Annotated in this window: 10 protein-coding genes; all 10 read left to right on the top strand. The window is 35.0% G+C overall.

Going from position 1 to position 16,277, the window contains the following annotated elements; all coding sequences use genetic code 11:
• The first annotated feature begins 9 nt into the window (after nucleotides 1-9).
• Nucleotides 10-1,887, top strand: coding sequence for a RagB/SusD family nutrient uptake outer membrane protein (locus tag BM296_RS04870; RefSeq protein ID WP_091901842.1), 1,878 nt, complete (start codon nucleotides 10-12; stop codon nucleotides 1,885-1,887).
• A 67-nt stretch (nucleotides 1,888-1,954) separates the two neighbouring features.
• Nucleotides 1,955-5,296, top strand: coding sequence for a VCBS repeat-containing protein (locus BM296_RS04865; RefSeq protein WP_091901840.1), 3,342 nt, complete (start codon nucleotides 1,955-1,957; stop codon nucleotides 5,294-5,296).
• Between the two features lie 14 nt (nucleotides 5,297-5,310).
• The gene (locus BM296_RS04860; RefSeq protein WP_091901839.1) at nucleotides 5,311-6,672 is read left to right on the top strand and encodes a phosphatase PAP2 family protein; all 1,362 of its coding nucleotides are present in this window, start codon (nucleotides 5,311-5,313) and stop codon (nucleotides 6,670-6,672) included.
• Nucleotides 6,662-8,365, top strand: a complete 1,704-nt coding sequence (locus tag BM296_RS04855; RefSeq protein ID WP_091901837.1) for a CRTAC1 family protein — start codon at nucleotides 6,662-6,664, stop codon at nucleotides 8,363-8,365. The genes BM296_RS04860 and BM296_RS04855 overlap by 11 nt, the downstream gene beginning before the upstream one ends.
• Nucleotides 8,366-8,476: 111 nt before the next feature.
• Nucleotides 8,477-9,031, top strand: a complete 555-nt coding sequence (locus BM296_RS04850; protein ID WP_091901835.1) for an RNA polymerase sigma factor — start codon at nucleotides 8,477-8,479, stop codon at nucleotides 9,029-9,031.
• Nucleotides 9,021-9,449 carry a hypothetical protein gene (locus tag BM296_RS04845; protein WP_091901833.1) on the top strand — a complete coding sequence of 143 codons (429 nt, stop codon included), beginning with the start codon at nucleotides 9,021-9,023 and terminating at the stop codon, nucleotides 9,447-9,449. The genes BM296_RS04850 and BM296_RS04845 overlap by 11 nt, the downstream gene beginning before the upstream one ends.
• A 123-nt stretch (nucleotides 9,450-9,572) precedes the next feature.
• Nucleotides 9,573-10,178 (top strand): TetR/AcrR family transcriptional regulator, encoded by a 606-nt coding sequence (locus BM296_RS04840; RefSeq protein WP_027065291.1) that lies wholly within the window; start codon nucleotides 9,573-9,575, stop codon nucleotides 10,176-10,178.
• Nucleotides 10,179-11,519: a TolC family protein gene (locus BM296_RS04835; protein ID WP_091901831.1), complete on the top strand. Its 1,341-nt coding sequence runs from the start codon at nucleotides 10,179-10,181 to the stop codon at nucleotides 11,517-11,519.
• 25 nt (nucleotides 11,520-11,544) lie between these two features.
• Complete coding sequence (locus BM296_RS04830) at nucleotides 11,545-12,711, top strand: efflux RND transporter periplasmic adaptor subunit (RefSeq protein ID WP_091901829.1); 1,167 nt, start codon at nucleotides 11,545-11,547, stop codon at nucleotides 12,709-12,711.
• Between the two features lie 6 nt (nucleotides 12,712-12,717).
• Nucleotides 12,718-16,221: an efflux RND transporter permease subunit gene (locus tag BM296_RS04825; RefSeq protein ID WP_091901827.1), complete on the top strand. Its 3,504-nt coding sequence runs from the start codon at nucleotides 12,718-12,720 to the stop codon at nucleotides 16,219-16,221.
• The last annotated feature ends 56 nt before the right edge of the window (nucleotides 16,222-16,277 follow it).

Genomic DNA, 16,277 nt, shown 5'->3' with positions numbered 1-16,277 from the left:
AAAAAAATCATGAAAAAAAGAAAATTAGTACTCTTAGGCATACTAACGCTCGCGTTAGTTCCTATTTCGTGTAATGAAGATTTTTTAGAAACTTCCCCGTTAGATGCAATTTCAGCTGATGCTACTTGGGCAGATGGATCATTATCAGAAGCTTTTGTATTTAATGTTTACTCATCTCTAGGCTATGGAGGGTTTGAGGAAGAAGGTTTATCTTCATTAACAGACGAAGCAATGTTTACCCACTCTGGTAGAGGAGTAAATGTAATCACAGAAGGTTCACTTTCACCGTCAGGTACGGGGAATGTAAATATAATTCCGCAATGGAATGAATTGTATTTAGCTATTCGTAAAGCGAATATCGCCATACAAGAATTGCCTAACGCTGCTTTTGATGACCAAACCTTAAAGGATAGATTATTAGGTGAATCTTATTTTTTAAGAGCTTATTACTATCATCAACTAATGCGTTATTATGGCGGCGCACCATTAATAGATGCTCCTTACGGGCTAGATGATGATTATACAATAGCTAGAGATACTTACGCCGATAACGTAACATTCGTAACCGATGATTTAGACAAAGCAATTTCATTATTAGATGGTAAAGATGTTACACCTGGTAGAGCATCAATGTTAAGCGCTATGGGCTTAAAATCTAGAGTACTTACCTATGCAGCAAGTGATTTACGAGATGGCCCAACAGCTAGCGCAAAATCATCTGTTTTAGGTGGCTATTCAAATCTAGAACTAGTTGCTTATACTTCTGGAGATAGAGATGCCAGATGGACTTTAGCTAAAACTGCAGCCAAGGCAGTATTAGATGCAACAACTGGTTACAAATTAGATTTAACAGCACCAGCAACTGCTGAAGAAGCTAAACAAACCTATATCTCCATTGCTATGGGAGGTGGTAGTGCTGTTGGCGATGCTGCCGCAAGATCAGAACTATTGTTTGAAAGAACACATTCTCCTTTATTTACTGCTGAAAGTAACTGGCCTTTAGGTGGTATTCACCAAGGAATAAATAACGGTCCTAACGGGTATCATAACTGGGCGGGTAATACACCTATTCAACAATTGGTAGACGATTACCAAATGATGGATGGAACCGATTTCGATTGGAGCAATCCTGAGCAGGCTTCGGCTCCTTATGAAAACAGAGATCCAAGATTGGCCGCAACAGTTCTTTATGATGGAGCTGCTTGGAAACCAAGACCAGATGATGTAGCTGCAATAGATCCTTATGATGAAATTCAAACAGGTACGTACTCAGATGGTAGCGGTGGTATAATTGCGGGGGTTGACATGCGCGATTCACCAATTGAAAACTGGAACGGTAGTAGAACAGGTTATTACGTGCGTAAATTTATTGATCCAGATCCATCTTTGGTTGACAATCAATCTAGCGCTCAAGTGGTGCCTTGGCCATTTATTAGATATACTGAGATAATCTTAAATTATGTTGAAGCATCTATTGCCCTAGGGGATGAAGGTGAAGCTAGAAATTGGTTGAACAAAATTCGTTTTAGAGCAGGCATGCCAGCAATTACTGCATCTGGTTCAGAACTTTTAGATGCTTACATCAATGAAAGAAGGGTTGAATTAGCTTATGAAGAACACAGGTTCCATGATGCCAGAAGATGGATGATCGCAGACCAAACACTTGGCAGAGGTATTAAGGTGATGAAAGTAACTGCAACGCTTAAAGCAGGTGCTACACCAAGAACACCTTATCAATATGATCCAACAGTATATGATTATACATATACCGTTGTTGATAACAATGATAATGAAACAAGAACTTGGGATGACAAAATGTATTTCATGCCTATTAGCAGAGATGAAATCAACAGAAATAACCTATTGATTCAGAATCCAGGTTATTAGTTTAGTTTAAATTGAGTTAATTTAAAGATCTATCCCTTTTTAGGATAGATCTTTTACTTTTAAGGAAATGACAAAAAATCTAACTCTCTATCTATTTATAGTATGTATACTTCTTCAAAGTTGCAAAGAGAAGGCTATCGAAGATCAAGTAACACCTACTATTAATACCGTTGAAAAACCATCATTATTTACACTTTTACCTGAAAGTGAAACAAATATTACATTCCAGAACACATTAAAAGAAGGACTTAATGCTAATGTATTGGTATATGAGTATCTATATAATGGCGGTGGGGTAGCTACCGGAGACTTTAATAACGACGGATTAGAAGATTTATACTTCACCTCTAACATGGGTAAAAATAAGTTCTATTTGAATAAAGGTGATTTATCTTTTATAGATGTTACCACAATTTCTAAAGTCGAAGGCAGACCTGGACCCTGGAAAACAGGGATTACTTCTGCAGATGTAAATGGTGACGGAAAATTAGATCTCTACTTATGTTATTCAGGAGCATTACCTGATGCTAAACGTAAAAATCAACTATTTATTAATCAGGGAAACGATGCCAATAACATTCCTATTTTCAAAGAACAAGCTGAAGAATATGGTTTAGCAAGTGCAGCATTCAGCAATCAAGGTTATTTCTTTGATTATGATAAAGACGGCGACTTAGATATGCTGTTACTAAATCATAATCCAAAATCTTTACCAGTTTTAAATGAAGTTAGCACAAAAGAATTTTTAAAAAAAGACGACCCACATCAAGGTACACGACTGTTTGAACAAAGAGCTAATAAGTTTTATGACATCACCGAAAAAGCAGGCATTAGCGGTTCTGCCCTAACCTACGGATTAGGTATCGCCATAAGTGATATTAATAATGACGGATGGCAAGATTTTTACATTTCCAATGATTACACTGTACCAGATTATTTATATATCAATAATCAAAACGGAACATTTACAGACCAATTAGGGTCACAAATGGGTCACACAAGTCATTTTTCTATGGGAAATAATGTGGCGGATATTAATAATGACGGTTTACAAGACATATTCACTTTAGACATGTTACCCAAAGACAACAAACGCCAAAAACTTTTATTATCACCAGATAATTATGAAAAATTCGATTTGAATATTAGAAGCGGATTTCACCATCAGTACATGCGTAACATGTTGCAATTAAACAATGGTGATAACACCTTTAGTGAAATTGGACAGCTATCTGGTATCTCGAATACAGACTGGAGCTGGGCTCCCCTATTTGCAGATTTTGATAATGACGGATTTAAAGATTTGTTTATTTCTAACGGATATTTTAGAGACTATACCAATTTAGATTTCATCAACTACATGGATAGTTATGTAAAATCTAAAGGAAGACTACAAAGACAAGATGTTTTAGAGTTGATAAAAGAAATGCCGTCCTCTAACCTTACCAATTTCTACTACAGTAATAAAGATGGTATAAATTTCACGGACAATACTAAAGTTGCAGGTATGGATCAACCAGCTAATAGTAATGGCGCAATCTATGTTGATTTAGATAATGATGGTGATTTAGATTTAGTAATAAACAACATTAACAAACCCGCATTTATATACCGAAATGATACAGCCAAAGAAGGGAACAATTATTTGAACGTAAAACTTTACGGCTCCGATAAAAATACAAATGGCATAGGTTCTAAAGTAAGTGTTTTCAATAATGGAAAAACACAAGTAGTTGAACAAATGCCAACCCAAGGTTACCTTTCAACTGTTTCACCAATATTACATTTTGGATTGGCTGATAACACTACAATAGACTCTCTAATAATTAGTTGGAATTCTGGTAAAACAGAAACTCTTTCACAAGTTTCAACAAACCAATTATTAGTACTTGAAGAAAGCAACGCAAAAAAATCAAATTTAGTAAAAGATAAAAAAGAAGTCTTATTTTCAAAGATCGCGAATGTTATTACATATCAGCACCAATCATCATCAGTAAATGACTTTAAAAGGCAGTCGCTTTTATTGAAACAATTCTCGCATGATGGTCCGCCAATGGCTAAGGGTGATATTAATAATGACGGATTAGAAGATTTTGTAATTGGTGGTGGCATTGGGCAACCAACATCCATATTCATACAAACTAAGAATAAGAAATTTACTCAAAAGATAAATACTAGTTTTGATGTAGACAAAGAACAGTTCGATTCAGATATCGCACTTTCTGATGTAAATAATGATGGTAACTTAGATCTATATATTGCTAGTGCTGGTTATCATAATTTTACTAAAAACGACCCACTTTTACAAGACCGACTATATTTAGGAGACGGGAAAGGAAATTTTAAAAAATCTGAATCTGCCCTACCAAGCATGCTAACAAATTCTGGTTCAGTTGCTTTTTCTGATGTAAACGACGATGCATTTTTAGATATTTTCGTTGGTGGATATGTAACTCCAGGACGATTTCCAGAATCATCTAAAAGTTATATATTAATAAATGATGGGAAAGGAAATTTCACGGACAAGACAGATAATATTCAGCCAGAACTGAACAATTTGGGTATGGTCACAGATGCTGTATGGGAAGATATGAATGGTGACAAAAAAGAGGATTTAATTGTAGTTGGTGAATGGATGCCAATTTCTATCTATCTCAATAAAAATGGCAAATTAGTTAATGAAACAGATCGGTTTTTTGATAAATCTTTATCTGGTTTATGGACGAGTCTCCATATAACCGACCTCAATAAAGACGGCAAACCAGATATTATTGCGGGTAATATTGGAACCAATACTCAATTTAAAGTGAGTAATGATACACCCGCTGAATTATACTATACTGATTTTGATAATAATGGTTCGGTAGATCCTATTTTAAATTTCTACATGGATAGTGTCAGCTACCCATATGTAACTAGAGATGAACTATTGGGTCAACTTTCAGGCAAAAGACAACAATTCAATAGCTATGAAAAATATGCTAATGCAACTGTAAACGATATTTTCAAGTCAAGTGAATTACAGAAGGGGAATAAATTAACGATTAAACATCAAAAAACTACAGTTTTAATGAGCACTAATAGCGACATATATCAAAACATTTCACTGCCAATTGAAGCTCAATACTCCCCTATTTCAGAAATCATAAGCTCAGATTTTAATAATGATGGTATTATTGATTTACTTCTTCTGGGCAACAATGATAATTACAAACTTAGAATAGGGAAATTTGATGCCAACTATGGTACAGTGCTTTTAGGTGTTGACAATAATACTTTCAACTATTTAACCCAAACCAAATCTGGGCTATCAATTAAAGGAAGTAACACTCATGCGCTGCTTATAGATAACCAACTTATTCTAACTAGTTACGGCACAGCTACCGAAACCTATAAACTTTTAAAATAGTATTTAATTAAACCATGACTATTTACAAAAAACTGATTTATACAATTACTCTTTTATCCCTAGTATTTTTGACCATTACTGCGTGTTCTACAAAAGAGGAGCCAAAAATGAGCGATAAAGAAGTTGCTATAGAATGGGCTAATATGACCTTATTTATTACAAGATATACACCATCAAACTCCCCCACTTTCGCCTCTAGAGCATTTGGATATACCGGTCTCACAATGTACGAATCTATAGTGCAAGGGTTTCCTGATTACAAATCAATGAGTGGGCAATTAAAGGGTTTAGAATTACTTCCTGTGGCAGATGATTCAAAAGAATACAATTGGGTTTTGTCATTAAACGCTGGTCAGTCAGAAATTTTAAAGAATATCTACGTTCAAACATCCGAAGAAAATATTAAAAAAATTGATTCTCTTGAGCAGGTAATTTACAATCAACTTGCTTCAACCTTAGATAAAGAAACTGTTTCAAGATCAGTAGCTTTTGGTAAATCTGTTGCGCAAATTATTTTTGAATGGTCTAAAACCGATGGCGGTCATAGAGGATATCTGAATAATTTTGACAAAACTATGGTGCATCCGAACAGACCGGGTGCTTGGAAACCTCCATTATTTGCTCAATCTTTCAGTCATTATCCATTGCATCCACACTGGGGAGAAAATAGAACCTTTGCTTCAAAGAATAAACAACTTGAAGACCCAAAGATGATTCCGTATGATACTACCCCTGGATCTCCATACTACCAACAATTCGAAAATGTATATCTAAAAGATCAAGAGTTAACCCAGTTAGAAAAAGAAGCGGCTATTTGGTGGGGCGATGATCCTGATGTCAGTTTTACACCACCAGGTCACTCCTATTATTTTGCCACGCTAGCTATTGATGGTCATGATATCTCTATGATTGAAAGCGCAAAAACATATGCCCAAGTAGGTATGGCGGTATCTGATGCATTTGTTAATTGCTGGAAATGGAAATATCAGTTTTTTACTGAACGTCCTAATACCTTTATACCAAGATTTATTGATGAAGAATGGGAATCATTTTGGCCAGACCCTCCTTTTCCATCTTTTCCGTCAGGACATGCCATACAAGCGGCGGCAGCGGCAACAGTGTTAGAGCATAATTTTGGAAAAGAATTTACTTTTACAGATAGGGCACATGAAGGCAGGAAGCGCGACGAGTTAAAAGAGACAGATTTTGTCATCCGCTCGTTTAACACCTTTTGGGATGCTGCTCAAGAAACCGCAGATTCAAGATTTTACGGCGGAATTCACACACAATTAGATAACGATGTAGGGTTAGAAAAAGGAGTAGAAATAGCAAAAAATGTTTACGCCTTAGAATGGAAGATCAAAAATGAAAAATAACATCTCAATATTTATAAAAAACTTAGGTATACTCCTTTTTTTCTATGGATGGATCAGTAATGCACAACAAACATTTATTGATGTCACCGAAGATGCTGGCATAGACCACCAGTATGAAGTCTACGAGGGTACTTTTGGTGGTGGCGTTACAGTTTTTGATGTCAACAATGATGGCTTTGAAGATTTATATATAACGAGTGGTATAAAATCGGATAGACTATATCTCAACAATGGCGACGGTACTTTCAAAAATACTTTCAATGGTTCTGGTTTAGAAATCACCAATACTTATGTTACCCAAGGTGTTGTAAGTGCCGATATTAATAAAGATGGATATAGAGATCTATTCATCACCACCATAACTACTACAGACGGTAAAAGTGTTATACCTAGAGCTAAAAATTTACTGTTTTTAAATAATGGAGATGCAACATTTAAAGATGTCACCAATCAATATGGCTTAGAAGATTTAAATTCCTTTAGTACGGGACCAAGTTTTGGTGATTTTAATTCAGATGGATATCCTGATTTGTTTGTAGGTAATTATTTTCAAGAATTTACCGGTAAACTCGGTATTATTAAAGATGCTACCATTGTAAGTGCCAACCAAACGGCTAAAAGTTATTTACTAGAAAATAAAGGAGGTAAAAAATTTAAAAACGTATATAAGGATTACGGTTTAGGTCATAAAGGCTTTGGTTTTGGAGGTGTTTTCACCGATTATGATAATGATAATGACCAAGATTTATTGGTCAACCAAGATTTTGGGTATAAAGCAGTACCCAATTTTCTATACCAAAATGAATATCCTGATGACAATTTTATAGATGTTAGTAAGGAAACTGAAATGGACTTGAAAATTAACGCCATGGGAGCGGCGGTTGGTGATTATAATGGTGATGGTTGGATGGATTACTACATTACCAACATTAAGTTCAATATGCTAATGGAAAATCAAGGCATTGGCAAGCCTTTTATTGACAAAGCAAAAGAATTGGGCACCTATAATTTGGCCATTAGTTGGGGCGCAAATTTTGCAGATTTTGACCATGATGAAGATTTGGATCTATTTGTTTCTAACGGAGATCTGAATCCAAATTGCACGCCTATGGGTAATTTCTATTTTGAGAACAATGATAACACATACACCGAAAAAGGAAGGGAACTAGCCATTAATGATTATGGAATAGGTAGAGGATCGGTAATTTTTGATGTGGATAATGATGGAGATATGGACTTATTGGTTGTAAATCAAAAACCTATTTTAAATTACCCAATAACATCAATTACACGCCTTTTTAGAAATGATTTAACAAAGGGTAATTGGTTAAAAGTTGCACTTATAGGGCAAGCATCAGAAGCAAATGGTATTGGTTCTAGAGTAACCGTAGTTGCGAACGGGAAAAGAATAATTAGAGAAATAGATGGTGGTGGATCTAGCCACTTATCTCAAAATTCTGTGATAGCTCACTTTGGTTTGGGAGCCACTACTGTAGTTGATTCGGTTATTGTAAACTGGACAGGTGGTAATACTCAAATACTGACCAATCTAAATACCAACCAACAATTAGAAATTGTTGAGATTAATCCATCTAAAAAAGAATCTAGTTTTACTTGGTACATTTTAAGCGCTGTTTTATTAGCTATTTTAGTAATATTCATATTTTATAGAATGAGGTGGCCAGGCAATTAAAAAACCTTTACTTTTCTGAAAAGGTGAAAAAAAATTAAAAAATTTCCCCAAAATGCAATAGCCTTCAAAATTCTCGTCTTTATTAATGAAGACCAATTGAAAAACCTTTGGATGGCATCCAACCAACAAAATAATAATAACCTGAACAGTTTTTTTGAAGAAGAGTATAGCTCCCTTAAGCGCTATGTTCAATCTAAAATTAAACAAACTTCAGAAAGTGACGCCGAAGATATAATCCAAGAAGTTGCGTTACGTATTTTCTCAAGACCAATTGATGCCTTACCTATTCATAATATTGGTGGTTTTGTGTACAACGCAGTTAAAAATAAAATTACAGATATACTGCGATCCAAGAAAAAACGTCTTGATAATCAAGATGAATTAGAAAACCTTTGGATAGACTTTACCCAAAATTTTTATGATAATTCTTCACAAGAATACTCCGATAATATTCGGAAAAAGTTACAATCTGCAATTTCCAATTTAAAACCAGCATATAGAGATATTATTATAGCTGTCGATTTTGAAAATTATAGCTATAAAGAAATTTCGGAAGAAACAGGCATACCTCAAGGTACATTGATGTCTAGAAGACACAGGGCATTGTCTATTCTATTAAAAGATATTGAAATACAAAACATTAAAAAACATACTTATGAAATCTAAAATTGAAAAAAACATGGAGAACACAGTTAAATTTTATGTTTATAAAGCATTCAAAATTCTAGGTTATATCATACTTGGCATATGTATAGCATTCTTAGTAGGCTATATAGTTATGCGCTTATGGAACTGGTTAATGCCAGATTTATTTGGACTACCGCAAATTGATTATTGGAAAGCACTTGGAATACTTCTATTATCTAAAATCATTTTTGGTTTTGGTGGTGGCGGTGGAGATGGTCGTAGTAAAGGCAAGAAATCCAAAAATAAAAATAGAGTAAATGTATGCTCTACAACGAGGAAGGATTTTTCTCAATGGAAACATTACGATGAATTTTGGCAAGCTGAAGGAGAACAATCCTATAAAAATTATGTTGATAAATTAAACACTAAAAAAAGCAGTGAAAACCCTGCCTCTTAATCGATTGAGCACAAAATATACTATTAAAAGTTTGTAATTAAGTGATAGTCAACATTAAAAAATTGTAAAACTTTGGAAACTTTTGTAGTTTCTAAAGTTTCCTGATGTATATTTGCAGCCGTTATGAAAGAAAAAATTAGGGATACAGCTTCACAGCTTTTCTTAGAACGTGGTTTTAAGAGTATTACCATGGACGATATTGCCAATGAAATTGGCATGTCTAAAAAAACCATTTACAGCGAGTACAGTAATAAGACTTCGTTAGTAGAAGATTGCGTAATGAATAAGTTCTGTGATTTAAGCAATGGTATTGACTTAATTATAGCGATGGAGAAAAACGCTATTGAAGAATTGTATGAGATAAAAAAGTATGTAATGTCTCATTTAAATGATGAAAAGAGCTCTCCACAGTACCAATTAATGAAATACTATCCGAAAATTCATAAAAACCTGAAGCTAATGCAATTCGAAAAAATGCATAAATGCATATTATTGAATGTTGAAGGTGGTTTAAAACAAGGCTTGTTTAGAGATAATATAAATCCGGAGTTTGTTGCTCGAATATATTTTACCGGTCTTAATAGTATTAAGGACCAAAACATGTTTCCGTTAGAACAATTTCCGATAGGAAAATTAATGGACTCTTTTTTAGAATACCACATTAGAGGTATCGTCACCCCAAAAGGCAAAGCAATTTTAAATAAAATCATCAATTCAAATCAAGAATAAATGCGAAATCAATTCTTAATACTCATTACCTTTCTAAGCATTAGCTTGGGGTATTCACAAGAGCAAGCCAATAGTTTTACACTCGAAGAGGCTATACAATTTGCGTTAGAAAATAACTATGCCGCCATAAATGCAGATAGGGATATTATAGATGCACAAAAACAGAAATGGGAAACCATAGCAAGTGGTTTACCTCAGGTAAACGGTGCTATTAGCTATCAAAACCAATTGAAACAACCAGTGTCTTTACTACCTGCCGAACTTGCAGGTGGTGCAGCGGGGGAATTTATACCAGTTGTATTCTCTCAACCGCAGTCAGCTACAGCAACCGCAACCTTAACCCAACAAATTTTTGATGGATCATATATCGTTGGTGTTCAAGCGACAAAAGCATTCTTAAGCTATAGTGCTAACAACAAGGAAAAAACAGAATTAGATGTTAGAAAACAAGTTGTTGAAGCATACGGCAATGTACTGTTAGCAGAAGAAAGTGTTGAAATCTTGGAGAAAAACAAAGCTACACTTGAAAAGAATCTATATGAAACTTCTAAGCTGTATGAAAATGGACTAGGAGAAGAAGAGAGCGTAGATCAACTTCAAATTACGCTTTCGTCTATAGAAAATCAATTACAAAATGCAATTAGACTTAAGCAGATTACGCTACAAATGCTAAATGTTAGCATGGGTCTAGATTTGAATGCCCCAACACAATTGCAAGAAGAGTTAGAAGACTTAACGCTATCTAAGATGGATTTAAGTATTCTCGGTACAGATTTTAATATTAACGACAATGTTGATTATAAGCTAGCTGAAAATTTAAACGAACAACGTTTTTTTGAATGGAAGTTGGCAAGAAGCCGTGCACTACCAACATTAAATGCCTTTGTTAATTACGGTAGCTCCGCATATTCAAACGATTTTGATTTTCTGAGCAGTGACCAACAATGGTTTGACTCTTCTATTTTAGGGTTTGATCTTAGCATTCCTATTTTCAGCTCTTTTAAAAGGAGTGCTTCTACTCAGCGTGCAAAAATTGCTTTAGAAAAGGCGAAAACGCAACTAACCGAAGCTGAACAACAAATTAGATTGCAGTTAGAAAACGCAAAGAACAACTATACGCTAGCCATCGATAATTATGAAACAGCAAAACAAAATCTCATGTTATCTGAGCGTATTGAAAATAAAAATCAAATAAAATACAAGGAAGGTCTTGCTACCAGTTTTGAGCTAAGACAAGCGCAAACTCAATTGTATGCCACTCAACAAGAGTTCTTACAGTCTATGGTAGAGGTCATCAACAAAAAAACCGAATTGGAAATTATTTTAAATACGAAAGCCTAAACAATCAATCATTAAAAATACAATCATGAAAAAAATACTAGTATTATTAATTGCAAGCATCGGCCTATTTTCTTGTGGCGGAGGAGAGCAATCGGTAAATGAAATTATTGAGCAGCAGAATCTTGAAGCCATTAGAGCCAAAAAGAACGAAATCACAGCTCAACAAAAACTAATTGAAACACAACTAAAATCATTAGACTCTGCAATTGCAGTTTTAGGAAATGAAGAAAAGTTGCCGTTGGTTAATACATTGACCGCTAAAAAAGAGCTATTTAATCATTATCTAGAATTACAAGGTGATGTTAGTACAAAACAGAATGTTCTAATTTACCCAGAAATGGCAGGTACACTTCAAAAAGTATATGTTAAAGAGGGCGATAAAGTATCTAAAGGTCAAATTTTAGCTACTATCGATGATGGCGGTATGTCAAGTCAATTAAGTCAATTAAAATCACAAGCAGCTTTAGCCAAAACTACTTTTGAGCGCCAAGAGCGTTTATGGAACCAGAACATTGGTTCAGAGATTCAATATCTACAGGCTAAGACCAATTACGAAGCTTCTGAAAATATGGTTTCTCAAACACAAAGTCAATTAGGAAAATCTACTATAAGAGCACCATTTTCAGGTATTATAGATAAAGTTATTAAAGATCAAGGAACCGTAGTGGCTCCAGGGCAAGGTTCTGAGGTTTTTCGTATTGTAAATTTATCAGACATGTACATTGAAGTAGAAGTACCAGAATCATATTTAGGTAGTGTTGCAAAAGGGAAAGAAGCCGTAGTTTATTTTCCAGTTTTAGGTGACAGCATTGTTTCTAAAATTAGAGAAACAGGCAACTTCATTAATCCTTCAAATAGATCTTTTGAAGCTGAAATTGCAGTTCCTAACAAAGAAGGTAAGATAAAACCGAACTTAAGTGCTAAAGTTAACATCAACGACTATACTAGTGAAGATGCAATACTTATACCAACCAGTATAATATCTGAGAATGCTGATGGAGAACAGTATGTTTTTGTTGCGGAAGAGCCAAATGCCGATGGTGAATCTATCGTAAAAAGAGTAATCATTTCCACAGGAAAAACACAAGGTGCCAATATAGAAGTCTTATCTGGTTTAGAGGACGGAAATCATATTATCAAAGAAGGGGCAAGAAGTGTTAAAGATGGTCAAAAAGTTAAAATAAAAAAATAAAGATCGATGAGCAAAGTACAAAAGAACGCCGATAAGGAATTCGGTCTATCGTCTTGGGCCATTGATAACCCTTCGGTTATTTATGTCATGATAGCCATTTTTCTTTGGTTGGGATTTAGCGCCTATATGGCTATGCCCAGAGAAGATTTTCCTGAAATAATAGAGACCAAAATCTACATTAGCACACCGTACCCAGGTAACACTGCTGAGGATATTGAAAAACTGATTACAGATCCTTTAGAAGATAGGTTAAAGAATATTAGTAACGTAGTAGAAGTAACCTCTACGTCTCAAGAAGATTATGCCATTTTAACTGTAGAGTTTGATGAGGAAATTACAGTTGAACAAGCAAAACAAAAGGTTAAAGATGAAGTAGACAGTGAGAAGGCAAGTGAAGACTGGCCAACATTTAATGGTGCCAAGGTAGAACCTAATGTTTTTGACTTGAATTTCTCTGAAGAAGTTCCAATTATGAACATCAATTTTACAGGTGACTACCCTGTAGAGAAACTGAAAGAATTTGCTGAATACTTACAAGATGAAGTAGAAGATCTTCCTGAAATTAAACAGGCCGATATTAGAGGAGCACAAGATTTAGAAGTTGAAGTGGGTGTTGACATTTACAAAATGATGGCTGCAAAAATCAGCTTTCAAGATGTTATCAGTGCCATTAGCAATGGTAATATGACGATGTCTGCAGGTAATTTAAAAACCGTAGGGCAAAGACGTACCATTCGTATTCTTGGTGAAGTTGAAGACCCTAAAGAATTGAACAATTTTGTTGTAAAATCAGAAAATGGTGCTGTTTATTTAAAAGACATCGCAACAATCAACTTTCAGGCAAAAGACAAAACTACTTATGCTCGTGAATTCGGGAAAAATGTAGTGATGCTAGATGTGAAAAAAAGAGCTGGTAGAAACTCCATTTCCGCTTCAGATAAAATAAAGGAATTGGTAAAGAAAGAAACAGCCGAATACTTTCCGCCAGATTTAAATATTTCTATTGCCAATGATTCATCTACCCGTACATTAAATCAAGTAGATGATTTAGTAAACAATATTATTTTCGGAATCATCTTGGTGGTAACCGTACTAATGTTCTTCTTAGGTTTTAGAAATGCACTATTTGTTGGTTTCGCCATACCTATGTCCATGTTCATGTCTTTCGTAATACTGTCATGGCTTGGGTACACACTTAATACTATGATTCTTTTCGGAATGATCATGGGTCTTGGTATGTTGGTGGATAACGGTATTGTTGTAGTGGAAAACGTATACCGTTTAATGGACGAAGGGTTGTCAAGAACAGAGGCTGCTAAAAAAGGTATTGGTGAAATAGCCTACCCAATAATTATATCAACAGCGACAACTGTTGCTGCCTTTGTACCGTTAGGTCTTTGGCCAGGTATATTTGGACAATTCATGATTTACTTCCCTATCACACTTTCTGTGGTATTAGGATCCTCTCTGTTCGTAGCAATATTCATGAACTCTATGTTAGTTTCTAAATTCATGAGTACCGATGAAAAGGAGCTTACTCTTAAGCAATTGATTAGAATGAGTGTTATTCTAGGAGTTCTAGGTACATTAATTTTAATTTTCGGTGGTGCTATGCGCGGTTTAGGTTCTGTCCTAATTCTTACAGGAATTATGTTCTGGGCTTATAAATACATTATTAAAGGTTCTGCTATAAGATTTCAAAAGAGAACCATGTCTCGTTTCGAGAATTGGTATGAGAGACGACTTAAGCATGCCCTAAGAGGAAGTAACGTGTACTGGTATTTTGGTATCACATTCTTAATGTTAATTGGTGTATTTATGCTATTTGGTATGTCTGTAGGTAGCGGTCGTACTAAAATTGAATTCTTCCCGGATAACAAACCGAATGAAATTTATGTGTATGTAGAATATCCTGAAGGAACATCTATAGAGAAAACCAACGAAATCACCAAAGAGGTTGAAAACCAGGTGTACGCCATAATGGATGACCCTAAATACAAAAATAAGGACGGAGAAAACTTTATGATGACTTCTGCTGTTTCAGTAGTTGGTGAAGGTGCTGGTAATCCACTTACAGATGGCGGTTCTTCTGCAGAAATGCCACATAAAGGCAAGGTGACCGTAAACTTTAGTGAGTATAAATATCGTAATGGTTTAAATACCGAAGATATTCGTGGTCGTGTTCAAGCAGCATTACAAGGTATATATCCTGGTGTTGCCATATCCGTAGAGAAAGATGCCAATGGTCCGCCAGCAGGTTTCCCTATTAACATTGAGTTAGAGGGTAACGACTATGATGAATTGATCAACACTGCAGAAGACATTAAGAATTTTATTAATACCAAAAATATAGCTGGTATTGAAGAATTAAAAATTGATGTAAACAAAGGTAAACCAGCAATGCAAGTAATTGTAGATCGTGAGAAAGCAGGTGAGCTTGGTGTTGCCGTTGGTCAAGTTGGTAACCAATTAAGACGCTCTATTTTTGGAGAAAAAGCAGGAGTTTATAAGGAAGATGGTGAGGATTATGACATCAACATTAGATTTAATGAAGATTTAAGGTATAATAAGAGTGCCTTATTCAATCAGAATATCATTTTTAGAGATCCTGCGAATGGTCAGATTAAGGAAATTCCTATTTCTGCTGTTGCTACGGAGAAAAATACATCAGGATTTAGTGCCATAAAGCACCGTGATGGTAAACGTGTAGTTACTATTTACTCCGGATTGAAACCTGGCTTTACAGATGCAGGTGCTATTGTTGCTGAAATTCAAAGAGAGATGGATAGTTTTGAAGGGACACCAACAACAGTTAAAATTGATTACACAGGTCAATTAGAAGAACAAGCAAAACAACAGGCATTCTTGGTAGGTGCGTTCTTCTCTGGTTTAGGATTGATTATGCTTATTCTAATCTTTCAATTTGGTGGAATTTCAAAACCGTTAATTATAATGATTGCCATTTTCTTAAGCTTCATCGGTGTATTTGGTGGATTGATGATTACAGGATGGTCTTTCGTAATTATGATGACAATGATGGGTATTATCTCATTGGCAGGTATTGTGGTAAATAACGGGGTGGTTCTGCTAGATTACACCCAAATTTTGGTTGACCGTAAAAAGTTAAGACTAGGCATGGAAGATAGTGATCTATTGAGCATTGAAGATGCAACAGATTCTATGATTGTTGGTGGTAAGGCTAGATTAAGACCGGTTATTTTGACCGCGATTACAACAGTATTAGGTTTAATACCTCTTGCAATAGGTCTTAACATTGATTTCTTTGCCCTATTCTCAGAATTTAATCCCCATATCTATATTGGTGGTGATAATGTTATATTCTGGGGACCATTGGCTTGGACGGTAATCTTCGGATTAATCGTCGCAACATTCTTGACTTTAATTATAGTTCCGGTATTATTTAATATTGTGTACCGTATTAAAATTAAGTTCAGTAACATCGGAAACAAAAGTGCTGAAAGTAATGAACAACTAGAAGGTGTTGCCTAATTGCACCTTTACAATAATGAATATAAAAAAGCCCGTATCAAAATTGATACGGGCTT

Source organism: Maribacter stanieri (genome assembly GCF_900112245.1).
GTDB lineage: Bacteria > Bacteroidota > Bacteroidia > Flavobacteriales > Flavobacteriaceae > Maribacter > Maribacter stanieri.
The sequence above is the reverse complement of the archived record's forward strand: the minus strand, read 5'-3'. Positions and strand labels throughout refer to the sequence as shown.